General features: G+C 64.8%; 19 protein-coding genes, 1 tRNA gene and 1 other RNA gene. 11 read left to right on the forward strand and 10 right to left on the reverse strand.

Annotated elements, in window-relative coordinates; translation table 11 throughout:
* Nucleotides 1-8: 8 nt before the first annotated feature.
* Both lipA and ACSE4D_RS17875 read left to right on the forward strand, forming a co-directional pair.
* Nucleotides 9-1061 (forward strand): lipoyl synthase, encoded by a 1053-nt coding sequence (gene lipA / locus ACSE4D_RS17870; protein WP_135542362.1) that lies wholly within the window; start codon nucleotides 9-11, stop codon nucleotides 1059-1061.
* Between the two features lie 55 nt (nucleotides 1062-1116).
* A complete protein-coding gene (locus tag ACSE4D_RS17875; RefSeq protein WP_135542364.1) occupies nucleotides 1117-1854 on the forward strand; it encodes a DUF4191 family protein in 738 nt (245 codons plus the stop codon).
* Nucleotides 1855-2062: 208 nt separating this feature from the next.
* On the opposite strand, the gene ACSE4D_RS17880 is transcribed toward ACSE4D_RS17875, so the two are convergent.
* Entirely contained in the window at nucleotides 2063-2503 is a 441-nt protein-coding gene (locus ACSE4D_RS17880; RefSeq protein WP_135542365.1) for an RDD family protein, read from the reverse strand.
* Between the two features lie 143 nt (nucleotides 2504-2646).
* On the opposite strand from ACSE4D_RS17880, the gene glnA (ACSE4D_RS17885) reads away from it, so the two are divergent.
* Both glnA (ACSE4D_RS17885) and ACSE4D_RS17890 read left to right on the forward strand, forming a co-directional pair.
* The gene (gene glnA, locus ACSE4D_RS17885; RefSeq protein WP_425120057.1) at nucleotides 2647-4071 is read left to right on the forward strand and encodes a type I glutamate--ammonia ligase; all 1425 of its coding nucleotides are present in this window, start codon (nucleotides 2647-2649) and stop codon (nucleotides 4069-4071) included.
* 126 nt (nucleotides 4072-4197) lie between these two features.
* Nucleotides 4198-5664 (forward strand): mycothione reductase, encoded by a 1467-nt coding sequence (locus ACSE4D_RS17890; protein WP_135542369.1) that lies wholly within the window; start codon nucleotides 4198-4200, stop codon nucleotides 5662-5664.
* Between the two features lie 27 nt (nucleotides 5665-5691).
* Here the strand turns inward: ACSE4D_RS17890 and ACSE4D_RS17895 are convergent, their stop codons facing one another.
* From ACSE4D_RS17895 to ACSE4D_RS17905, 3 genes are read right to left on the reverse strand one after another with little or no spacing between them, the layout of a single operon-like run.
* Nucleotides 5692-8733, reverse strand: coding sequence for a bifunctional [glutamine synthetase] adenylyltransferase/[glutamine synthetase]-adenylyl-L-tyrosine phosphorylase (locus tag ACSE4D_RS17895; protein WP_135542371.1), 3042 nt, complete (start codon nucleotides 8731-8733; stop codon nucleotides 5692-5694).
* A 5-nt stretch (nucleotides 8734-8738) separates the two neighbouring features.
* Nucleotides 8739-10097 carry a type I glutamate--ammonia ligase gene (glnA, locus tag ACSE4D_RS17900; RefSeq protein ID WP_135542373.1) on the reverse strand — a complete coding sequence of 453 codons (1359 nt, stop codon included), beginning with the start codon at nucleotides 10095-10097 and terminating at the stop codon, nucleotides 8739-8741.
* A gap of 4 nt (nucleotides 10098-10101) precedes the next feature.
* Nucleotides 10102-10305: a hypothetical protein gene (locus ACSE4D_RS17905; protein WP_135542375.1), complete on the reverse strand. Its 204-nt coding sequence runs from the start codon at nucleotides 10303-10305 to the stop codon at nucleotides 10102-10104.
* A gap of 297 nt (nucleotides 10306-10602) precedes the next feature.
* Here ACSE4D_RS17905 and ald point away from each other — a divergent pair, with 297 nt between their 5' ends.
* Complete coding sequence (ald, locus tag ACSE4D_RS17910; RefSeq protein WP_425120055.1) at nucleotides 10603-11721, forward strand: alanine dehydrogenase; 1119 nt, start codon at nucleotides 10603-10605, stop codon at nucleotides 11719-11721.
* Between the two features lie 124 nt (nucleotides 11722-11845).
* Here the strand turns inward: ald and ACSE4D_RS17915 are convergent, their stop codons facing one another.
* Entirely contained in the window at nucleotides 11846-12571 is a 726-nt protein-coding gene (locus ACSE4D_RS17915; RefSeq protein WP_135542379.1) for a FadR/GntR family transcriptional regulator, read from the reverse strand.
* Between the two features lie 209 nt (nucleotides 12572-12780).
* Here ACSE4D_RS17915 and map point away from each other — a divergent pair, with 209 nt between their 5' ends.
* Both map and ppgK read left to right on the forward strand, forming a co-directional pair.
* Complete coding sequence (gene map, locus ACSE4D_RS17920) at nucleotides 12781-13689, forward strand: type I methionyl aminopeptidase (RefSeq protein WP_135542380.1); 909 nt, start codon at nucleotides 12781-12783, stop codon at nucleotides 13687-13689.
* 1 nt (nucleotide 13690) lies between these two features.
* A complete protein-coding gene (gene ppgK / locus ACSE4D_RS17925; protein ID WP_135542382.1) occupies nucleotides 13691-14533 on the forward strand; it encodes a polyphosphate--glucose phosphotransferase in 843 nt (280 codons plus the stop codon).
* Between the two features lies 1 nt (nucleotide 14534).
* Here ppgK and rnpB read toward each other — a convergent pair.
* Nucleotides 14535-14902: RNase P RNA component class A (gene rnpB, locus ACSE4D_RS17930), an RNA gene on the reverse strand.
* Between the two features lie 140 nt (nucleotides 14903-15042).
* Between rnpB and ACSE4D_RS17935 the strand changes: the two genes are divergently transcribed.
* Complete coding sequence (locus tag ACSE4D_RS17935; protein ID WP_135542384.1) at nucleotides 15043-15819, forward strand: YaaA family protein; 777 nt, start codon at nucleotides 15043-15045, stop codon at nucleotides 15817-15819.
* 50 nt (nucleotides 15820-15869) lie between these two features.
* Here the strand turns inward: ACSE4D_RS17935 and ACSE4D_RS17940 are convergent, their stop codons facing one another.
* Both ACSE4D_RS17940 and ACSE4D_RS17945 read right to left on the reverse strand, forming a co-directional pair.
* Nucleotides 15870-16598 carry a CT398-like coiled coil hairpin domain-containing protein gene (locus tag ACSE4D_RS17940; protein ID WP_135542386.1) on the reverse strand — a complete coding sequence of 243 codons (729 nt, stop codon included), beginning with the start codon at nucleotides 16596-16598 and terminating at the stop codon, nucleotides 15870-15872.
* A gap of 14 nt (nucleotides 16599-16612) precedes the next feature.
* Entirely contained in the window at nucleotides 16613-17473 is an 861-nt protein-coding gene (locus ACSE4D_RS17945) for a Nif3-like dinuclear metal center hexameric protein (RefSeq protein ID WP_135542388.1), read from the reverse strand.
* 102 nt (nucleotides 17474-17575) lie between these two features.
* Between ACSE4D_RS17945 and ACSE4D_RS17950 the strand changes: the two genes are divergently transcribed.
* Nucleotides 17576-19117, forward strand: coding sequence for a fatty acyl-CoA synthetase (locus tag ACSE4D_RS17950; protein ID WP_135542390.1), 1542 nt, complete (start codon nucleotides 17576-17578; stop codon nucleotides 19115-19117).
* A 75-nt stretch (nucleotides 19118-19192) separates the two neighbouring features.
* Here ACSE4D_RS17950 and bioB read toward each other — a convergent pair whose 3' ends face one another.
* Nucleotides 19193-20287, reverse strand: coding sequence for a biotin synthase BioB (gene bioB, locus ACSE4D_RS17955; RefSeq protein WP_205683401.1), 1095 nt, complete (start codon nucleotides 20285-20287; stop codon nucleotides 19193-19195).
* Between the two features lie 226 nt (nucleotides 20288-20513).
* Here bioB and ACSE4D_RS17960 point away from each other — a divergent pair, with 226 nt between their 5' ends.
* Nucleotides 20514-21998, forward strand: a complete 1485-nt coding sequence (locus ACSE4D_RS17960; protein ID WP_425120050.1) for a uracil-xanthine permease family protein — start codon at nucleotides 20514-20516, stop codon at nucleotides 21996-21998.
* Between the two features lie 191 nt (nucleotides 21999-22189).
* Here ACSE4D_RS17960 and ACSE4D_RS17965 read toward each other — a convergent pair.
* A tRNA-Pro gene (locus ACSE4D_RS17965) sits at nucleotides 22190-22266 on the reverse strand.
* Nucleotides 22267-22348: 82 nt separating this feature from the next.
* On the opposite strand from ACSE4D_RS17965, the gene ACSE4D_RS17970 reads away from it, so the two are divergent.
* Complete coding sequence (locus ACSE4D_RS17970; protein WP_135542395.1) at nucleotides 22349-22846, forward strand: TetR family transcriptional regulator; 498 nt, start codon at nucleotides 22349-22351, stop codon at nucleotides 22844-22846.
* Nucleotides 22847-22957: the final 111 nt, after the last annotated feature.

A 22957-nucleotide genomic window follows, 5' to 3' on the forward strand; every position in this document is an offset into this window, starting at 1 on the left:
GAACGCCGATGACGATTGCACCAGAAGGCCGCCGGATGCTTCGGGTCGAAGCCCGCAACTCCGAGACTCCGATCGAGGACAAGCCCGCCTGGATCAAGGCCAAAGCCCATATCGGGCCCGAATACACCTCCCTGAAGTCCTTGGTGCGCAAGCAGGATCTGCACACCGTGTGCGAGGAAGCGGGCTGCCCGAACATCTTCGAGTGCTGGGAGGACCGCGAAGCGACCTTCCTCATCGGCGGCGAACAGTGCACCCGACGCTGTGACTTCTGCCAGATCGACACAGGCAAACCGGCCGCATTCGATGCGGACGAACCTCGCCGCGTGGCCGCCTCGGTGGCCGAGATGGGGCTGCGCTACTCCACGATCACCGGCGTCGCCCGCGACGATCTCGAAGACGGGGGTGCATGGCTGTACGCGGAGACGGTGCGCCAGATCCACGACCTCGAATATGTCGACGGCCGCGGCACCGGCGTCGAGCTGCTCATCCCCGACTTCAGTGCGAAGCCGGATCAGCTCGCCGAGGTGTTCTCATCCCGCCCCGAGGTGCTCGCCCACAACGTCGAGACGGTTCCGCGCATCTTCAAGCGCATCCGCCCTGCCTTCCGGTACGAGCGTTCGCTGTCCGTCATCACTCAGGCCCGAGAGGCCGGACTCGTGACGAAGTCGAATCTCATCCTCGGGATGGGTGAGACGAACGATGAGATCATCTCCGCACTGCAGGACCTCCACGACGCCGGCTGCGACCTCATCACGATCACCCAATACCTGCGCCCCTCCCCCAGACACCACCCCGTCACCCGGTGGGTCAAACCGGCCGACTTCGTGATGCTGCGCGATGCCGCCGAGGAGATCGGCTTCCTCGGCGTCATGTCGGGCCCGCTCGTGCGTTCGTCCTACCGCGCCGGTCGCCTGTGGGCGACTGCGATGCGCCGTCGCGGAGAGGAGATTCCCTCCCACCTGCAGCATCTCGACAAGCACACCCCGGCCAAGCAGGAGGCTCAGGCCGTCGTGGATACCTTCGGACCCGGCGAAGAGGTAGACTTGACAGCTGAGCAATGAAGGCGTTCGTCACCTGGTGATGTCGCCGCGACGCCCCTCAAGAGCAAGTGAGAGAATGAGCGAAGAACCGCGCAAGGGAATTTTCCGGCGCAAGCCGAAGGATCCGAACAAGAAACCCGGTCGTCTGGCACAGATGCGCCAGGTCTACGAGCTGTCCGCCAAGCACAACAAGGCGACGCCGTGGCTGTTGGCCGCGGCGGTGCTCGGACTCACGCTGATCGGGCTCTTGGTGGGTCTGCTGATCGGCGGAACCACCGTGATCTTCACGACGATCCTCGGTCTCATGCTCGGTCTGCTGCTGGGCATGTTCATGCTCGGCCGCTTCGCCGAGACTGCGGCCTTCGCGCAGATGGACGGACAGCCGGGCGCCTTCGGCGCCGTCCTCAACACTGCTCGTCGCGGCTACCTCATGGATGAGAAGCCGATCGCCATCGACCCGAAGAGCCGTGACCTCGTGTTCCGCTCCACCGGTCGCGCCGGCGTCGTCCTGCTCAGCGAAGGGCCCAAGGGACGCAGTGCGAAGCTGCTGGCCAAGGAGAAGAAGCGCCATGAGCGCATCCTGCCCAATGTTCCCGTCCACACCTTCCAGGGCGGCAAGGAAGACGGTCAGCTGGCGATGAAGCAGGTCGTGCCGACCGTGCAGAAGCTGCCGCGCAAACTCAACCGGGCAGAAGTCCTCGCCGTGCGCAACCGCCTGGCGGCGCTGGGCACACAGGGATCGCGTCCCCCGATTCCCAAGGGCATCGACCCGAACAAGGCCCGCCCGAATCACAAGGCGATGCGCGGACGCTGATCGACAGGCGCTGATCGACCCTCGCAACGGCGGCGGCAGCACCCGGATCGCGCACAGAAGCGGCGCCGGCTCGATACGAGTCGGCGCCGCTTCAGTCTCTTCTGCGCTTCTGTCCTGAACGCCGCTTTCTTCTGCGCTTCTGTCCCGGCGGAAGTGTTCCGAGGCCAGGCAGGTGGTCTGGTCGGGCCGGTTCGCCCCTCGCCGGGTGTCAGCGGCGGAGGATGACGGTTCCCGCGGCGAGGTCGTGCAGTCCGCGGTTGTCCCGGTCGAAGATCAGAGCGGGGATGACGAGCACGACGAGCACCGCACGGATGAACGATTTGAGCAGCCCGGGAACATGCCCGGACAGCCGGCGCACCTCGATGCCGAAGAGGCGATGGCCGACCGAGTAGCCGAGGGTGCCGACGAGCAGGAGATTCTCCAAGGCGAAGAAACCGGGGGCCAGGAAGGGATTGGCCGGGTCGATGACGTTGGCGATCGCCAGACACATCAGCCAGTCGACGAGAAGAGCGAGGATCCGCTTCCACGCAGGAGCCAGAGAATGCGAACCGGAGACAGGCAGACCGAGCCGTTTGCCGGGCCAGTCGTCTTCTTCCCTGTCGAACCGGGGTCCTTCGAGCCAGGAACCGAGGTCGTCACGATTGATCACCCTCCCACCCTACGAAATCCGGCCTGAGTGAATCCTCAGGAAACATGCCCGAAACATGAGCGTCATCACCACTTCATTCCGGGGCGACTAGGATTGACCGTGGTCAGGACAAACGGCCACCGTACTCGAACTAGGAGACCTAAGTGTTCTCGTCTGCTGAAGAACTCGTCAACTACATCTCGGAGAACGACGTCAAATTCGTCGATGTCCGGTTCTGCGACCTGCCCGGTGTGGTCCAGCACTTCAACCTCCCCGCCGCCTCCTACGGCACAGAGGAGATCACCGAGGGTCTGCTCTTCGACGGGTCCTCCATCACGGGGTTCCAGGGCATCCACGAATCCGATATGAAGCTGCTCGCGGATGTCACCTCGGCGTACATCGATCCGTTCCGCGACGCGAAGACGCTGGTCATCACGCATTCGATCGTCGATCCCTTCACCGATGAGCCGTACTCGCGCGACCCTCGTCAGGTGGCGGCGAAGGCAGAGTCCTACCTGGAGAGCACCGGAATCGCCGACACCGTCTTCTTCGGTGCCGAAGCGGAGTTCTACCTCTTCGATTCCATCCGGTACGAGAACACCCCCGGCAGCAGCTTCTACAAGATCGACTCGCAGGAAGCGGCCTGGGACATGGGCACCGACGAGCCCGGCGGCAACCAGGGATACAAGACCCCCTTCAAGGGCGGCTACTTCCCCGTCTCGCCGCAGGATCAGTACGCCGACATCCGAGATCACATGTCACTGACGCTCGAGCAGATCGGCTTCGAGATGGAGCGTGCCCACCATGAGGTCGGCACCGCCGGTCAGCAGGAGATCAACTACAAGTTCAAGACTCTCCAGCATGCAGGCGATCAGCTGCTCGACTTCAAGTACGTGATCAAGAACACGGCATTCGAGCTCGGGAAGTCCGCGACCTTCATGCCGAAGCCGCTGTTCGACGACAACGGTTCGGGTATGCACTGCCACCAGTCGCTGTGGAAGAACGGCGAGCCCCTCTTCTACGACGAGAACGGCTACGGCGGTCTCTCCGACCTCGCCCGCTGGTATATCGGCGGACTCATCGAACACGCCGGTGCCGTGCTCGCGTTCACGAACCCGACGATCAACTCCTACCGCCGCCTCGTCCCCGGCTACGAAGCCCCGGTCAACCTCGTGTACTCGGCCCGGAACCGTTCGGCAGCGATCCGCATCCCCGTCACCGGCTCCTCCCCGAAGGCCAAGCGTCTCGAGTTCCGTGTGCCCGACCCCTCATCGAACCCCTACCTCGCGTTCTCTGCGCAGCTCATGGCCGGCATCGACGGCATCCGCAACCGCATCGAACCGCCGGAGCCGATCGACAAGGACCTCTACGAGCTGCCCCCGGAGGAGGCCAAGGACATCAAGATCGTCCCCGGCACCCTCGACGAGGCGCTCAATGACCTCGAGAAGGACCACGACTTCCTCACCGCCGGTGACGTCTTCACCCCCGACCTCATCGAAACCTGGATCCGGATCAAACGTGAGAACGAACTCGACGTCGCACGCCTGCGTCCGACTCCCACAGAGTTCGAGCTCTACTACGCGCTCTGACCTTCGCCTGCGCACAGCAGGACAGGAATAGAGTGGGGGCGTCACGGGTTTTCACCCGTGGCGCCCTTTCGCCTCTTCGCCTCGTGACCGCACGGGCCGGAACACTGACCATTGGAGGGTTGGATCTTGACGCACTACGACCTGCTGCTCATCGGCACCGGATCGGGGAACATGTTCCTCGACAAGCGATTCAAGGGACTGAAGACGGCCATCGCCGAGGAATGGCATTTCGGGGGCACCTGCCTCAACGTCGGCTGCATTCCGACGAAGATGTTCGTCTACCCCGCCACTCTGGCCGAGCAGGCCGCGCAGGCCGACCGCTACAACCTCTCCCCCACACAGCCGCAGGTCGATTGGGCAGGACTCCAGGACCGCATCTTCTCTCGCATCGACGCCATCGAATCCGGCGGTCGCGACTACCGCAGCAGCGATCGACAGCCGAACATCACCGTCGTCGCCGAACACGTTCACTTCACCGGCCCGAAGAGTGTGCGCACCGCCTCGGGTGAGGAGATCAGCGCAGACCGCATCGTCATCGCCGCCGGTGCACATCCCGTCATCCCCGACATCGACGGGCTCGACGCCTCCCGCGTCGACGGCGAAGACTACCCGGTGTTCACCTCGAACACGGTGATGCGTCGCCCCACCCAGCCCGAGCGCCTGGTCATCATCGGCTCCGGCATCATCGCCATGGAGTTCGCCCACATCTTCTCCTCCCTCGGCACCGAGGTCACCGTCCTCGCCCGCGGGCCTCGCCTGCTGGGCAACATCGACGCCGAGGCGGCCGACGAGTTCACTCGCATCTTCGACTCGTCCCATTCCGTCCTCCACGGCGTGCAGGCCGGGCACATCGACGTCGACCACGGCGAAGTCACGATCGGCCTCGAACCCAGCGGCCGCCTCGGCGAGGTCGACCGGCCGGAGACGATCACCGCCGACGCAGTGCTCGTCGCCACCGGCCGGGTGCCCAACACCGCCGAACTCGATGTCGCGACCGCCGGATTCGACGTCAGCGACGGGCACCGGCTGGCCGTCGACGATCATCAGCGGGTGCTCTCCGAGGGCTCGCCGGTGCCCGGTGTCTTCGCCCTCGGCGACATCTGCTCACCGCATCAGCTCAAGCACGTGGCCAATCACGAAGCGAAGATCGTCGGACGCAACCTCGACGCCGATGTCGCCGCAGGGCAGCCGGGGGCGGCTCGCGAGGAGGACCTCGCCAGGGTGAACCACCATGCGGTGCCCGGAGCGGTATTCTCCTCCCCGCAGGTCGCCTATCTGGGGATGAGTGAAGAGGAAGCCGAGGAGGCCGGTCACGACATCACCGTGAAGGTCCAACAGTTCTCGGATGTCGCCTACGGGTGGGCGATGGCCGACGACCCGGGCATCGTCAAAATCATCGCCGACCGCCGCAGTCGGCTGATCCTCGGTGCATTCATCGTCGGACACGAAGCGTCGATGCTCATCCAGCCCCTCATCCAGGCGATGGCCTTCGGCCAGACCGCCGACGAGGTGGCCACGGGACAGTACTGGATCCATCCGGCCCTGCCCGAAGTCATCGAGAATGCACTCCTCGGCCTCGAATTCGAGGACTGAGCACCAGCGGCCGTCGGCAGGCTCGGCTCAGAAGCCGTAGAAGCGGTGCTCCATGACGGCACGGGCATGCCGGGTGGTGCGCAGATAATCGTCCTCGAGGTCATGGCCCTCGCCGGCGGCGTAGCCGAGCAACCGAGCCGTGGCCTCGAGCTCGGTGTGGTCACCGGGCAGTGATTCCGCGGTGCGACCTCTGAAGAGCATCACGGCAGACCGCACATCCGTGGCCAGCTGCCATGCCTCCGCCAGCTGCGCGGCATCCTCGGCGGGCAGCAGCTGCGCCTCGGTGGCGGCAGCGAGTGCCTGCAGGGTCGAGGTCGTGCGCAGACTGGCCAACTCATGCCCATGCTCGAGCTGGAGGAGTTGGACGGTCCATTCGACGTCGGAGAGGCTGCCGCGGCCGAGCTTGAGGTGCCGCCGTTTGTCCGCATTGCGGGGCAGGCGTTCGTCCTCCATCCGCGCCTTGAGCGTGCGCACCTGCGTCAGCGCCTTGTGCGGCATCTCGGCGGGGTACCGCAGCGGGTCGATGAGTGAGAGGAAGTCCTCGATCAGTCCTTCGTCTCCGGCGACCGGACGCGCCCGCAGCAGCGCCTGGGCTTCCCACGGCTGTGACCATTTCGCGTAGTAGGCCTGGTAGGAGGAGAAGCTGCGCACGAGCGGTCCGTTCTTGCCTTCGGGCCGCAGATCCGCGTCGAGGTCGACTCCCTGTGCGCTTTCGCTGGCCTTGAGCCGTGAGGACAGCTGCAGCGCCACCTTGTTGGCATGTTTGCTCAGCTTGCCCTTCGCCTCGGCGTCGAGATCGTTCGACTTCGCTCGGACGACGTACATCGCATCGGCGTCGGAGAAGTACCCGATCTCCCGTCCGCCCCAGCGGCCCATCGCGATGACGGCGAATTCGTAATCGGGCGTCTCCGGTGTCTCGAGGTCGGTGCGCACGGCTTCCAGCGCACCGCGGACGGCAAGATCCATGAGATCTGAGAGATCGCCGGGGATCGCGGATCGGTCGCCGACATCGAGGACGTCGCGCAGGGCGATGCGCAGCAGTTCTCGACTGTAGGTCTCGCGGATCGGCGTGACAGCGGCGCCTCCGTGACGTTTGAGCAGTCCGTCGACTTCGGCCGACAGCACGTTGAGGTCACGGGCAGCGAGATTGTCGTACTTGTCCAACCAGGCCACCGCCGCGGGCTGGCGCAGCAGCAGCTCGGTGGCGTAGCCGGACAGGGACAGCACATCGGCGACCGACTTGGCGGCGAGTCCGGAATCCCTGAGCATCTTGAGGAACCAGCCGGAAGAGGCAAGCGATTCGCTCAGTCGCCGGAACGCCAGAAGTGCCCGGTCGGGTTCGACTCCGTCGGAGAACCAGTCGAGCAGCGCCGGCAGCACCTGTTTGATCACCATCGCCGTGCGCGATACGCCGGTCGTCAGGGCCTTGATATGGCCCAGAGCACCCTGCGGATCCCGATAGCCGAAGGCCCGCAGACGATCGGCTGCGGCCTGCAGACTCGAGCCGCGCTTGTGGGCTTCGACGACGGCCCCATGGACGCCGACGGCGGCTTCGAGGATCGGCCGGTAGAAGATCTGCTCATGCAGTCGGGTGACGTGTCTGGCGTAGTCGCGGCGGGTCTCTTCGAGGCGGGCACCGGTGCGGGAGCCGGAGCGGAAGACCGACCGGGCGAGCATCCTCAACTTCGCATCGTCATCGGGGATGAGAGCATTGCGCATCATCCGGGGAATCTGCACCCGATGCTCGACGACGCGCATGAACCGGTAGGCGGCGGAGAACACGGAAGCATCCTGTTGGCCGATGTATCCGTGCTCGCCGAGCTCTTCGAGCGCCATGAGAGTGTTCGGGGTGCGGATGTCCTCGTCGGTGCCGCCGTGGACGAGCTGGAGCATCTGGGCAGAGAACTCGACATCACGCAGGCCCCCGCGACCGAGCTTGATCTGACGCGGAGCCTCAGCGGCCGGGATGAGGTCGACGACGCGACGACGCATCGATCTGACACCGTCGATGAAGCCCTCACGACTGGCCACCTTCCACACCAGCGGCAGAAGCGAGTCCGAGAACCGTCTGCCGACTTCGGCATCACCGGCCACCGGCCTGGCTTTGAGCAGCGCCTGGAATTCCCAGTTCTGGGCGATGTCGGCATAGTAGTGCTCGAACTCCGAGAGAGTGCGCACCAGTGCTCCGGCCTTGCCTTCGGGACGCAGCGCGGTGTCGACTTCCCACAGCGCAGGTTCGCCTCCGGCGTCGGAGAGGACTGCCCGTGTCCGCTGGGCCAGATCCGTGGCGAGATCCCGCGCGTCGCCGTCGTCGGCGGAGTCGAGGACGAAGACGACATCGACGTCGGAGACGTAGTTGAGTTCGCGGGCACCGGTCTTACCCAGAGCGATGACGGCCAAGCGGATCCCGTCTCCCCCGTCGACTTCGGCTCTGGCGATCGCCAGAGCAGCATCGAGCGCGGCGGCGGCAAGATCGGACAGGACCGCCATGACGTGGTCGACGATCTCCTCAGGCGCTTCGGCCGCGAGATCATCGGCGACCAGCCGCAGCACGGCGTCACGATAGTTCCGGCGCAGCGAGCGGATCCCCTCGTCTCCGGTCACGGTGGCGAGCGGTGCCGGGGACTCGGGGTCGGCACCGACGGCCTGGAGCATCTCGGCCCGCAGCGACACCGCCGAGGCGGCGGGTGTCGAGATCAGCAGGAACGGTTCGGGCACCAGCAGAAGCGGCAGCGAATCAGGATGTCGGACCAGGTGGTCGACCATCGCCTCCGAGGTGCCCATGACCGCGAGCAGGCGCGCCAGCAGCGGCCGGTTGAGTTCGTCTTCTGCCAGCGTCTCCGCAGTGCCGGAGCGAACGGCCGAGAGCAGCGCCGCGGAGTCCTGCCCAGCGGCCTCGACGACCCGGAGCAGCCCGAGGGCGGCACCGTGCGGATCCGGGGTTGCCAGAAGCAGCTCGACGAAGCGCGAATCCGTGGCCAGAGGCTGGCCCAGGAGCTCATCGAGCTCGTGGAGGAATCGGGCTGTCGCATCCGGGACGCTGGTCGTGCGTGAAGTGATTCCTGCCATGGGGATTACATCGAAGTGAAATGCTTGGCGAGTTCATAGGGTGTCACCTGGGCACGGTAGTCGTTCCACTCCTGACGCTTGTTGCGCAGGAAGAAGTCGAAGACCTCTTCGCCGAGGGTCTCGGCCACGAGATCCGAGCTCTCCATGATCTCCAGCGCATGAGACAGACTGCGCGGCAGCGCCTCGATACCCATCGCCCGCCGTTCGGTGTCCGAGAGCTGCCAGACATTGTCCTCGGCCTCCTCGGGAAGCTCGTAGCCTTCCTCGATTCCTTTGAGCCCGGCGGCGAGCATGAGGGCATAGGACAGATACGGGTTCGCCGAGGAGTCCATGGCCCGGTATTCCACCCTCGCCGAGGAGGACTTGCCGGAGTTGTACTGCGGCACCCGGACGAGGGCCGAACGGTTGCGGTGACCCCAGGAGATGTAGGACGGAGCCTCATGACCGGTCCACAGCCGCTTGTACGAGTTCACGTGCTGATTCGTCACCGCCGAGATCTCGGCGGCGTGTGTGAGCAGACCGGCGATGAATTGGCGCCCGGTCCTCGAGAGCTGATACTCCGCTCCCGGTTCGAAGAAGGCATTGTTCTCCCCTTCGAACAGCGACACATGTGTGTGCATGCCGTTGCCTGGGTGCTCCGACAGCGGTTTGGGCATGAACGAGGCGTAGACGCCCCTGGAGATCGCGACTTCCTTGATCACTGACCGGAACGTCATCACATTGTCGGCCATGGTCAGGGCGTCTGCGTAGCGCAGGTCGATTTCATTCTGCCCGGGTCCGGCTTCGTGGTGGGAGAACTCCACCGACAAGCCCATGGCTTCGAGCATGGTCACCGCTTCGCGTCGGAAGTCATTGGCTGTGCCGCCGTTGACATGGTCGAAGTATCCCGCGGTGTCGACGGGTTTTGGCGCGGTGCCGTCGGTGATGCCGGTGACCGGGTCGAGGTTGTCGGTCTTGAACAGATAGAACTCGATCTCAGGGTGCACGTAGAAGGTGAAGCCGCGTTCGGCGGCTTTCGCCAGAGTGCGTTTGAGGACATTGCGCGGATCCGCCGGTGCCGGTTCTCCCCCGGGCACATGGATGTCGCAGAACATCCGCCCGGTCGGTTCGGTCTCTCCCCGCCAGGGAAGCAGGGAGAACGTCGAGGGGTCGGGTTTGAGCACCATATCGGCCTCGTAGACCCGGGCGAGCCCCTCCACCGCCGAGCCGTCGAACCCGATGCCCTCGGAGAAGGCGCCTTCGAGTTCGGCCGGCACGATGGCCACGGACTTCAGCTGCCCGAGGACATCGGTGAACCAGAGTCGGATGAATCGCACATCACGATCCTCAACGGTCCTGAGAACGAATTCCTCCTGACGTGACATCCGATCAGCCGTTCCACTTCTCGTCGTCTTCGTCCCACTTCTGGCTGCGTTCGCGAGCCTTGTCCAGGGCGGCGCGTGCGACCTCTTCGGTCTCGTACGGGCCCATCCGGTGCGTCCAGTCGCTGACCAGGCCCTTTTCGACGGTGTTCGTCTCAAGATTGAAGTAGTACTTCGAGTCAGGATCGTCGATATCTTCGTAGAGTCCCATGTCGAGCCCTCTCTCCTCAGCGGGGTTCTGCGTTGACAGTTTCAGCTTACCGTTTCGCAGGGAGTTCGCGGTGCATCCCGTGTTCTCAGACCTGCCAGCCGATCACGCCCGGCTGGAATCATGTTTTCCGCGTCATCTGGTACCGAAATACACTGATTCCGTATCTGACAAGACGAAAACAGCCTTAAAGGTTTGCTCTCCAAACCTTCTAAGGAATACAGTTGAACCATCGTCGACCGACGTCGAAGTCGGCGGCCTTCGCCCCAGCGGCGCTCAATCATGAAAGAAGGACACACAATGCGCATTTCAGTGCCCACAGAGGTCAAGAACAACGAGTTCCGAGTCGCCATCACAGCTGCCGGCGTGCACGAGCTCGTCGCCCACGGCCACGAAGTCACCGTGCAGGCGGGAGCCGGCGAAGGCTCTTTCATCACCGACGAAGAGTATGCCGCCGCGGGTGCGAAGATCGCTCCCGATGCTGAGAGCACCTGGACCGCAGGCGATCTCGTCCTCAAGGTCAAGGAGCCGATCGCTCAGGAGTACGGCTTCCTGCGCAAGGACCTCATCCTCTTCACCTACCTGCATCTGGCCGCCGACGAGGCGCTCACCCGTGCCCTCATGGAGGCAGGCACCACCGCGATCGCCTACGAGACCGTGCAGCCCGACGGCGGCGGACTCCCGCTGCTGGCTCCCATGAGTGAGATCGCCGGGCGCCTGTCGACGCAGGTCGGTGCGCACAGCCTGCTCAAGGCCAACGGCGGCCGCGGCATCCTGCTCTCCGGCGTCCCCGGCGTCGAGCGCGCCAATGTCGTCGTCATCGGTGCCGGTGTCGCCGGCACGAACGCGGCCCGCATGGCGCTCGGCCTCGGAGCGACCGTCGAGGTCATCGACATCAACATCCCCCGCCTGCGCCAGATCGACGAGACCTTCGCCGGTGCGATCGGCACGAAGGTGTCAAACAAGTACGAGATCACGAAGGCTCTGGCCGGCGCCGACCTCGTCATCGGCTCCGTGCTCATCCCCGGAAAGAAGGCTCCGAAGCTCGTCACCGATGAGATGGTCGCGGGGATGAAGCCGGGTTCGGTCCTCGTCGACATCGCCATCGACCAGGGCGGCTGCTTCGAGAACTCGCGTCCGACGACGCACGATGATCCGACGTTCACCGTTCACAACTCGGTCTACTACTGTGTGGCGAACATGCCCGGAGCCGTGCCGAACACCGCTACGGCGGCGCTGACGAACTCGACGCTGCCGTTCGCTGTCAAGATCGCCGACCAGGGCTGGCACAAGGCCCTGTCGAATGATTCGGCACTGGCACGCGGACTCAACATCCACAACGGCCACGTCACCAACGACAACGTCGCCGAGGCATTCGGTCTCGAGGCCGTGTCCGTGGCCCACGCGCTCGCCAACTGAGTCCGACCGCGGTCACCGCAGATGCCGAAGGCCGGCGCTCCCATCCGGGAGTGCCGGCCTTCGGCAGTCGACTTCAGAACAATCCGGGCATGAGGCCCCCGGCCTGACGGGTCTCCCGGGCGGCTCAGTCGCGGGAGACGATGGTGGTGTAGCGGAAATGGTCCTCACAGAGCTGACCGGCTTTCTGCGCATCCCCCTCGGCGATCGCCTCGACGATCGCGGCGTGGTCGGCCACGGCGTGGTCGAAGAGCTCGGCAGAGAACGGGTCGTGGCGGAATCCCGCGTTGATCTTCGTGTCGATGTCGATGGCCATCCGCACGAGTTCAGGGTTGTGGCCGGCGCGGGCGATCGCGAAATGGAACTGCGCGTCCGCGGTTCGGGCGGCGGCTGCCTCGGCGCGTTGGGAATAGATCTGAGCCAATTCGTGCAGTTCGGCAAGCTCGGTCTCGGTGCGGCGACGGGCCGCCGTCGCGGCAAGGGAATTCTGAAACACGGCGCGGGCATCGAGCAGATTGCGCCGCTCGGCGTGGAACTCATCGATACGACCGGCCATGGGCGCCAGCGCTTCTGGGCGGGCGTTCTTGACGAAGGTCCCTCCCCCGCGTCCTCGGCGACGTTCGACGACACCGAGGCGCTCGAGGCGCAGCAGCGCCGCACGCACGCTCGACCGGGACACCTGCAGATCGGAGGCCAGGGTCCGCTCTCCCGGCAGAAGGGTGCCTTCCGGCAGAGCCCCGACCGCGATTCCGGAGAGGATGTGGTCGGCGATCTGCTGAGGCGCGCTCGTCAGGCTCACGACTTCGCCGAGGCCGGAGAACTCATGGTTCCCGGCCGTCGTCTCCTCGCTCACTCTGCCTCCCTCTGTTCGCGCCGTCTGTTCTCGCCGGCGGCCCGCGGTCACGCCCAGATGGTCGGGACCGGAGTCATTCGACGCGGGCGAGTCCGTTCCGAACGCCTCCCCTGTTTCGATTCTAGTCGTGCCCGCGGCCTGCCCGAAGCAGCGACAGGCGCCCGCGAAGTGGGACAAAGTCGGACAACCACCATAGAATCGAAGGCATCATGACTGCTCACACGCGCCTCCTCACCCCCGGCACCATCTCTCCCGAACGGACAGTGCCGAAGACCATCGCCCGCCCCGAATACGTCGGACGCGCCGACGCGAACGAAGGGCGCGGGAACAACTTCTACTCCGCAGAAGAGATCGAGACCGTCCGAGCAGCGGGACGGATCGCTGCCAATGCTCTGGCCGTCGTCGGAGAGATGATCGTCCCCGGCATCACGACCGACGACATCGACGCCGTCGCCCACGAGTACATGTGCGATCACGGCGCGTACCCCTCGACCCTGGGCTATCGCGGATTCCCGAAGTCCGTGTGCACCTCGGTCAATGAGGTGATCTGTCACGGCATTCCCGATTCGACGGTCATCGAAGACGGTGACATCGTCAATGTCGACATCACCGCCTACTATCAGGGGATGCACGGCGACACGAACTACACGTTCACCGCCGGGCAGGCCGACGAGGAGTCTCGGCTGCTCGTCGAACGCACCTATGAGGCGATGATGCGCGGCATCAAGGCGGTCAGGCCCGGACGCGAGATCAACATCATCGGTCGCGTCATCGAGAAGTACGCGAAGCGGTTCGACTACGGCGTCGTCCGTGACTACAGCGGCCACGGCGTGGGCCGCGAATTCCACTCCGGACTCATCGTCCCCCACTACGATGCCGCGCCCGCGCACGCGGAGACGATCGAACCGGGAATGATCTTCACCATCGAGCCGATGCTCAACCTCGGCACGATCGACTGGGATGTGTGGGACGATGCCTGGACCGTGGTGACGAAGGATCGGAGGCGTTCGGCCCAGTTCGAACACACCCTTGTCGTCACCGAGACCGGCGCGGACATCCTCACCCTGCCGGATGCCGACACGGCGATCGCTGCGGGACCGGTGAACGGTGGAAACTGAGATGAGCACCGAGGCGGCCCACAGGTTCGCAATCGGCATCGACATCGGCGGGACCGGGATCAAAGCGGCACTCGTCGACACCACGACCGGAAGACTGCCGTTCAAACGACTGCGGGTGCTCACCCCGAAGCCGGGCACCCCGACCGCAGTGGCTGAGACGATCGCCGTGCTGCTCGAGGACCTCACTCAGCAGGCCCTCGATCTCGAACTCGTCACCGATCGGGCAGAACTCGACTCTCTGCCCGTGGGCTGCGGCTTCCCCGGCGTGATCCGGCGCGGTCGCGTCGAATACACCGCGAACCTCGATCAGAGTTGGATCGGTTCGCACATCGACGCGGTCATCGGCGACCGCACTGGCAGGACTGTGTACTTCCTCAACGATGCCGATGCGGCCGGACTGGCCGAGATGATCTTCGGCGCCGGGCGCAGCCACCGGAAGAAGACCGTGCTCCTGACCACCCTGGGCACGGGCATCGGCACCGCACTGTTCACACAGGGACGGCTCGTGCCGTATACGGAGCTCGGTCATATCGAGATGAATGGTGCGGATGCGGAGACGCAGGCGGCCGAGTCGGTCAAGACCCGCCTGGGGCTGTCCTATTCGGAGTGGGCGGCACGCCTGCAGCAGTACTACTCGCTCGTCGAGCTGTTTGTGGCACCGGACGTCATCATCGTCGGCGGTGGGGTGTCGAAGTCGCATGCGCAGTTCCTGCCGCTCATCTCCACTCGCGCCAAACTCAAACCAGCGAAGCTGTTCAACAACGCCGGAATCGTCGGTGCGGCGATGATCGCCGTCAACGGCGGGCAGGCGAAGGTCAAGCGCGTTCGGTCCGAAAAGATGTGATGAGGACAGGCCACCGATACGCCGGGTTCTGTCGACGAGTCGGTCACCCTTCTCGCCTGACGGCCATCTATCTGGGACCGATGTTGCCACCGGCCTCAAGCAATCCACCCGACAGCTCGGCGAGCCGCCTCGAACGCTGTCTGTCTGATCTTGCTCCGGATGGGGTTTACCCAGCAGCGTCGGTCACCCGACACTCTGGTGGTCTCTTACACCACCGTTTCACCCTTACCCAGTCGGAACTGGGCGGTCTGCTTTCTGTTGCACTGGCCCGCGGGTTGCCCCGGGTGGGTGTTACCCACCATCCCTGCTCTGGGGAGCCCGGACGTTCCTCAGCCCTCTGACGAGAGCCGCGGCCGTCTGGTGACCTGTCCTCAAGCAACCCAGTCTAGCGTCTTCGACGGACTCCGTCGCACAGCGTCTCTCCCACCTCCCCCGGGTCGAGGCGAACGTGACGAAGCTCATCCGATACCGCCTGCGATCGTGTCCGCTGGTGCTCCTACGATGGAAGGGTGAAGATCCTCCTGCCGCCCTCCGAGGGCAAGACGCCGGCCGCCTCCGGACCGACTCTCGACCTCGACGGTCTCTCGGCTCCGGACCTCACCAGCAAGCGCAAGCGCGTGCTCTCCGCGCTGCAGAAGACGTCGAAGAGCCGGGATGCACTCGAGCGCCTCGGCGTCGGCAGATCCCTGGCCGCAGATGTCGAACGCAATACGGTTCTCGACTCGATCCCGTGTGCCCCGGCCCTGCTCACCTACTCTGGTGTCCTCTATGAGGCGATGGGCTCGGACGAGTTGGTGGCCGCGGCCGAGGACGACGAGACCCTGCGTGAACGTCTGCGCCACGTCCAGGTCTTCTCCGCCCTCTTCGGCCGGGTTCACGGCCTCGATGTCATCCCGGCCTACCGGCTGGCGATGAAGACCGAGCTGGGAACGCTGGGTCGGCTGACCTCGTACTGGAAGCCGATCCTTGCGAAGTCCTGTGCCCTCGAACCCGACGAGGTGGCCCTCGACTGCCGTTCGAGCGATTATCGGGCCGCGTGGCCCGGGCCCCATGACCGGGTCGTGCTCATGGGGGCGGTGACCGACAGCGACGGCAGACGTCGTGTCGTCTCCCACTGGGCGAAGTTCTATCGCGGGCAGTTCGCCGGCCGTCTCCTCGCCGACGAGCGCCCGCTGCCGCAGACGATCGAGGAGCTGGTGGCCCGTGCCGAAGAGTTCTACGAGGTCGAGTTCACTGCGCACACTGCGTCGAAGCCCGCGGCTCTGACAATCGTTCTGCGTGACTGAATCGCTCTGAGCGTGCAGCCCCGGGGCCGTGTGCAATGGCGCGGCAGCGGTCAGCTGCGCCGCAGCAGCACCGCTTCGCACTCCTCGCATGCGTAGGTTTCGTTCACATCGGCGCCGAGCATCGCGTTCCACGCGGCTCCACCGATCTCCTGCCCGCAGGCCTGACAGTTCGGCCCCGTGAGCAGTGCGGCTCCGGGGCCGCCCTGGCGCACATTCGCCTCGAAGGCCGTCACCACCTGCTGCGGAAGCTCACGTCGAGGCTGTTCGGATTCCGCTTCATTGACTGTGAGAAGTTCGCTCAGCTCGGCCTGCCGATTCTTGACGGCCGTCTGCACTTCGCGTCCGGCCGCCGTGACCTCGGCAAGCCTGTCATCGATGGCGGCGAGTCCCGCCTCGGCGGCTTCGAGCCGTTCCATCTCCTCGAGTTCGGACTCCTCGAGTTCGCCCACGCGCTGTTCATGCCCGGCGATCTCGTCCTGCAGATTCACCAGGTCCCGGCTGGTCAGTCCTGTGCCGTCGTTGAGTTCGACGCTCTTCTTCTCGATCTTCGCCCGCTGGGCCTCGATGAGCGCATTCGTCTCGGCGATCGCAGCACGGTGGGTTTCGACGACTTCGTTCGCTTGGGCCCGCTCATCGCCGAGTTCCTTGTGCTTGCGCACGAGCTCCTGCAGTTCCCCGGCTCGTTTCGGGTTCTCATGTTCGTAGCGCAGGGCGCGGCCCTGGGCAGTGAGTTCGATGAGGGTCGTCAGCGCGGCGCGCTGAGCATCGGTGATGAGCATCAAGTGTCTCCTCGTCAGTAGCGTTCGACCCAGGGGTCGGTGTTGACGGCCGAATGCTGCAGGGAGACGGTGAAGCCACGGGCGGCGAACTCCGCTTCGAGTGCTTCGGCCGCGGCGTTGAGCCAGACGGTCTCGGACGCCCAGTGGGAGACGTCGATGATTTCGAGTCCGCCTTCGCGCCGGTTTGAGGTGTCGAGCGCTTCGGTTGCCGGGTGGTGGCGCAGGTCAGCGGTGACGTAGACCTCGGCGCCATGGGCGCGAACCTCGTCGAAGAGGGAATCTCCGGCACCCCCGCAGACGGCGACTCGAGTCACTGTCGCAGCGGGATCTCCGGCGATGCGCACTCCTGTGGTGGTGCGCGGAAGCTGCGCTGCCAGACGTCTGGCAAGCTCTCTCACCGGGGTCGGCTGAGGCAGGTCACCGACACGTCCGATGCCCGTAGCAGGAAGCTCAGGCTCGGCGGAGGCGGCGATCCCAGCGGTGTGCGGTGTCAGGGGTTCGGCGTCGGTGATGCCGAGCAGAGAGATGAGGACATCGGAGACACCGCCGCGAGCGGAATCGGCATTCGTGTGCGCATTGAACAGTGCGATGTCGTTGCTGATGAGCGTGTGCACGGCCCCGCCCTTGAGCGTGGCGGCGTTCACAGATTTCACCGGTTTGAGCATGAGCGGGTGGTGGTTGAACACGAGATCGGCTCCGAGCACCACAGCCTCGGCGATGACCGCGTCCATCGGGTCGAGCGCCAGGAGGATCGAACGCACCTCGGAGTCGGGATCCCCGACCGCCAGGCCCACCGAATCCCAGGACTCGGCCAGGGCCGGCGGCCACAGCGCATCGAAGACGTCGACGCAGTCACTCACCTTCGGATGTCTCATGGCTCCACACTATTACATTCCCCGAGCGGGAACCTTCCGAGCTGGGGGCCCGGCAATGAGATCAACTTCACACATCGTCGAATTCGCCCATATATTGGAACCATGTCAGTTTCAGATACCGCAGCCGCCTCTCCGACCTCCAGCAACACTTCGACGATCTCCGATCTCATCCGTCGCAGCGCCGGCCGCTTCTCCGCGGCCACGGCGATCGAATTCTCGGATCGGAGGTGGACATACGCTCAGCTCGACGAAGCTGTCACGGCCGTCGCCCGGGAGCTTGTGCGCCTGGGCGTGACGAAGGGCGACCGAGTGGCCGCCTATGGCAAGAACTCGGATCTCTACGTCTTCCTCTACCTCGCCTGTGCCCGCAAGGGTGCCATCCACGTGCCGGTGAACTATCAGCTGAAGAACGACGAGCTCGACTACATCCTCGACAACGCCGGAGCGAAGATCGTCTTCGCCGACGGCGACCTGCTCGACACCGTCACGGCCACTCCGACGGGTGGGAGCGCTCAGGTCATCGACTTCTCGACTCTCGTGCCTGTCGCCACCGCAGGTGACATCGCCCCGGTCGGCGCAGGTGAGTTCTCGGTCACCGATGCCGATGTCGCACAGCTGCTCTACACCTCCGGCACCACCTCGGCGCCGAAGGGAGCAGTCATGACACACCGCGCACTGATCCACGAATACCTCTCGGCGCTGCTGTCGCTCGACTTCACCGCGGATGATCGCTGCGTCCATGCGCTCCCGCTCTACCACTCCGCGCAGATGCACGTCTTCCTCATCCCGCTGCTGTCCGTCGGCGCCCACAACATCATCGTCCCCGCACCGGTTCCCGATGAGCTGCTGGCGATCTTCGAAGAACGCGAGATCAGCACATTCTTTGCCGCGCCCACGGTCTGGGTGGCACTGGCGAACAGTCCCGAGCTCGAGACCCGCAATCTCGACAGCCTCCGCAAGGCCTACTACGGCGCCTCGATCATGCCCGGACCAATCCTCGACCGACTCCGGGCACGCTTGCCTGAACTCGGGTTCTACAACTGCTTCGGGCAGTCCGAGCTCGGCCCCCTGTGCACGGTGCTGCGCCCGGAGGAGCACGACGATCATCCGGGCTCCGCCGGACGCCCCGTCATGTTCGTCGAGACCCGCGTCGTCGACTCGGCCGGCAACAACGTCGCCCCGGGCACTGAAGGCGAGGTCCTCTACCGCTCACCGCAGCTGTGCGAAGGCTATTGGAATCGTCCCGACGCCACCGCCGAGGCATTCGACGATGGCTGGTTCCACTCCGGCGACCTCGTCAAGGTCGATGAGGAGGGCTTCATCGAAGTCGTCGACCGTGTCAAGGACGTCATCAACACCGGCGGAGTCCTTGTCGCCAGCCGGCAGGTCGAAGACGCGATCTTCGAGCTGGCTCCGGTCGCCGAGGTGGCAGTGGTCGGCGTCGCCGATGAGAAGTGGATCGAAGCGATCACGGCCTTCGTCGTCCTCAGATCGGGACAGCCGGAACTGAGCGCTGACGAGGTCATCGCCCACGTCAAGAACCGTCTGGCGGGCTTCAAGGTGCCCAAACGAGTGGAATTCGTGGCCGAACTTCCGAAGAACTCTGCCGGCAAGATCCTCAAGCGCAGCCTGCGCGACGTCTGAGGACGTCTGCCGGTCGAGCCCACACGGCTCCGATTCGACGCAGACGGATTCGGCCTCGGAAAAGAGGGACGATCCTCAGACGTTCGCACCCTGAGCCGTGCCGGCCCCGCGCCTGCGGATGACTGGATCGCTGCGATCGGCACCCGCGGCGATGTCCGTGCCTGCATCGCCCTGCTGGTCCGCGGTGTCGTCCTGGCCGAGGACCGTGAAGCCGTTGTCACGGATCATCGCGAGGTCGTCGGCGGCGGCCTGCCCCTCGGCGGTGAGATAGTCGCCGAGGAAGATCGAGTTCGCCAGGTGCAGTGCCATCGGCTGGAGAGATTTGAGGTGGATCTCGCGCCCGCCGGCGAGACGGATCTCGCGATCGGGGCAGACGAAGCGTGCCGTTGCGACGATCTTCATGCACTGTGTCGGGGTGAGGTTCCATTGGCCTTCGAGCGGGGTGCCGTCGAAAGGCACGAGGAAGTTGATCGGAATGGAATCGGAATCGAGGTTCTTCAACGCGAAGAGAGCTTCGATGATCTGTTCGTCGCTCTCGCCGAGGCCGACGATGAGTCCGCTGCACGGCGAGAGTCCGGCGGATTTGGCGAGCTCGACGGTGTTCGTCCGGTCTTCGTAGGTGTGGGTCTTGACGATGTTGTCGTGGAAGGACTCGGCTGTGTTGATGTTGTGGTTGTAGGCATCGGCACCGGCATCTCTCAGTGCCTCGGCCTGCCCTTCGCGAAGGATGCCCAGACACGCGCAGACCTCGACGTCGGGGTTCTCGCCCTTGAGCCGTTCGACGATCTCGCCGACGCGGCCGACATCGCGGCGGCTGGGCCCGCGACCGCTGGCGACGAGACAGACACGTGCGGCTCCCCCGCCGATTCCCATGTTCGCCTGGTCCATCGCCTCCTCGGTGCTCAGCCACGAGTATTTGAGGATCTCGGCCGTCGATCCCAGCGACTGCGAGCAGTACGCGCAGGACTCCGGGCACATCCCCGATTTGAGATTGACGAGGTAGTTGAGCTTGATCGTCATCGCGAAGTACCGGCGGCGCAGCCGGGATCCGGCGGATACGAGTTCGAGGAGGTCTGCATCGGGCGTGGCCAGGAGGGCGAGTGCTTCAGACTCGGTGATCTGTCCTCCGTCCAGAATGGAATCGGCAAGTCGGTGGGGAGTCATGGTCATCATCGAATGGTCCTTTGCCTGACTGGAAGAAATCCTGGTTTGAAATCTGCCCAGGTCAACAGTCCTGAACAGTGTTCAATACGATAGCAGAGATGCCCTTCCTGCCACGTCTCCGGCCACTCACCCCCGGCGCCCGGACACCCCAATTGTCAGTGAGCGCATAGAATTCTTCCGGCGGCTGAGGCCACCTCCCGGACTCGGCGATGAATACGGAACAAGGAGCGCAATGACGGACTCGGAGCAGACGGGCACTCGGCAGCAGCCCGGAAGACAGCGCGGTTGGCGGCTGCACGGCGACGGGCGGACCATCCGCCCGGGAGAGCGTGTGCTGCCCGAAGAGCGTCTGAGCTGGCCGCGGACGATCAGCGTCGGTGCCCAGCATGTCGTCGCGATGTTCGGTGCGACGTTCCTCGTCCCGCTGCTCACCGGCTTCCCGCCGTCGACGACTCTGTTCTTCACCGCGATCGGCACCCTGCTCTTCCTGCTCATCACCAAGGGGATGATGCCGTCCTACCTCGGGTCCTCGTTCGGCCTGCTGGCACCGATCGGTGCGGTCACCGGGTTCTCGGCGACCGCCGGCGAGGACCTCGAACCGCACGCCATGGCCTTGGCGCAGGGAGGAATCATCTCTGTGGGAGTCACCTTGGCGCTCGTCGGGCTCGTCGTCCATTTCGTCGGGGTGCGGTGGATCGAACTGACGATGCCACCTGTCGTGACCGGTGCCATCGTCGCCCTCATCGGGCTCAACCTCGCACCGGCCGCGTGGGATTGGGTGCAGGAGGCACCTCTGACAGCAGTCATCACCATCGTGGCCATTCTGCTGGTCACCGTGGCGTTCCGGGGCATGTTCGGGCGACTGTCGATCCTCATCGGGGTGCTCATCGGCTACGCGGCGGCGTGGCTGCAGGGCGAGATCGACTTCACGACCGTCGACCAGGCCGACTGGGTCGGACTGCCCGCGTTCCATGCTCCGGCATTCGATCTCGGATACCTCGGCCTCTTCCTGCCCGTCGTCCTCGTTCTCATCGCCGAGAACATCGGGCACGTGAAGTCGGTGGCGGCCATGACGGGACGAGATCTGGACAAGCTGACGGGACGCACACTCTTCGCCGACGGATTCTCCACGATCCTCGCCGGCTCCGGAGGCGGTTCGGGAACGACGACCTATGCGGAGAATATCGGCGTCATGGCCGCTACTCGCATCTTCTCCACCGCGGCCTACCTGTGCGCTGCGGTCATCGCACTCATCCTCAGCCTGCTGCCGAAATTCGGCGAGATCATCGCCACCATTCCCCCGGGCGTCCTCGGCGGTGCGGCAACCGTCCTCTACGGGATGATCGGCATGCTCGGTGTGCGGATCTGGGTGGAGAACAGGGTCGACTTCGCCAATCCGATCAATCTCAACACCGCCGCGGTGTCCCTCATCGTCGCGATTGCGAATTTCACCTGGACTCCCGGCGGTCTCCAGTTCGAAGGAATCGCACTGGGCTCCGCCTCGGCGATCATCGTCTACCAGGTGATGAAGGCGATCGCCCGGTGGCGCGGAACGGATCCCGATGCCCTCGTCGAGACCTTCGCCGAGGCCGAACCGAGCGCGCAACCATCAGCGGACTCGGACCCAAGCTCGGGGGACGGTTCGTCAGCGGGCTCGGATCCGAGTTCGGGAGCTGCTCCATCGTCGGGCGTGGAGGCGAGCGATGAGCGGGAGTAGAGGCCCTCGAGCCGCTTTTCGTGCACTCCGCCATCAGGTTTCGTACCAGCCATCGGTTCGCAACCCGATGGCTGGTACGAAAAGTGATGATCACCACTTCCGGCTGCCGGAGACGACCTGCGGCACTGTGTCGAGCTGGAGATGCAGAAAGTGCCGCAACCTCGCCTGAGCGATGCTGCGGCACTTTCCCGTGGTCGGGATAGCGGGATTCGAACCCACGACCTCCTCGTCCCGAACGAGGCGCGCTACCAAGCTGCGCTATATCCCGTGACCAGGAACTACTATAGCGAGGGGAACGCGATCTGAAAAATCGGGACGAGCCCCAGACGAAGAATGAAAGGTATGTCTCATTGGCACTGACCGCCGAAAGCATCACGCACACCGCTTTGGACATCCTTTCGCGCTACGGTCTCGGCGACCTGTCCATGCGCCGACTGGCCCGTGAACTCGGGGTTCAGCCCTCTGCTCTCTACTGGCACGTCAAGGACAAACAGTCTCTTCTCGTCCTCATCTCGAAGAGCCTCAAAGCCGAGGTCGATGCCCGTTGCCCTGTCACGGCCGACCCTCTGGCCGCGGCACTGTCCATGCGCGAGATCCTGCTGAAGTATCGCGACGGTGCCGAGATCGTCCTGCTCGGCTATTCGATCGCCGCCGAGGATGTCGCTCCGCAGGCGCTCAACGCCCAGCGGCTGGGACCCGACGTCTCCCAAGGGGTCCTGACCCTGACTCTGGGTGCAGTGGCCGTCGAACAGAGTCGCGCACTGTTCGATATCGACCCTGCCGACGTGGCAGAGAATTTCGCGGCGAATGTCGCTCAGATCCTTCAAGGTTCGCCACCACGTCCCTGAATGCCGATCCTGCTGCCGAGACGACCGCGCCCCTGATGAGCCGCGGTTGCGATTCGTCGGAGCCCCACGGGTGTGGCATACTGATCAGGCGTTCTCGGAGTCTCCGATGAC

It is taken from the genome of Brevibacterium sp. FAM 27836 (genome assembly GCF_051351055.1).
GTDB lineage: Bacteria > Actinomycetota > Actinomycetes > Actinomycetales > Brevibacteriaceae > Brevibacterium.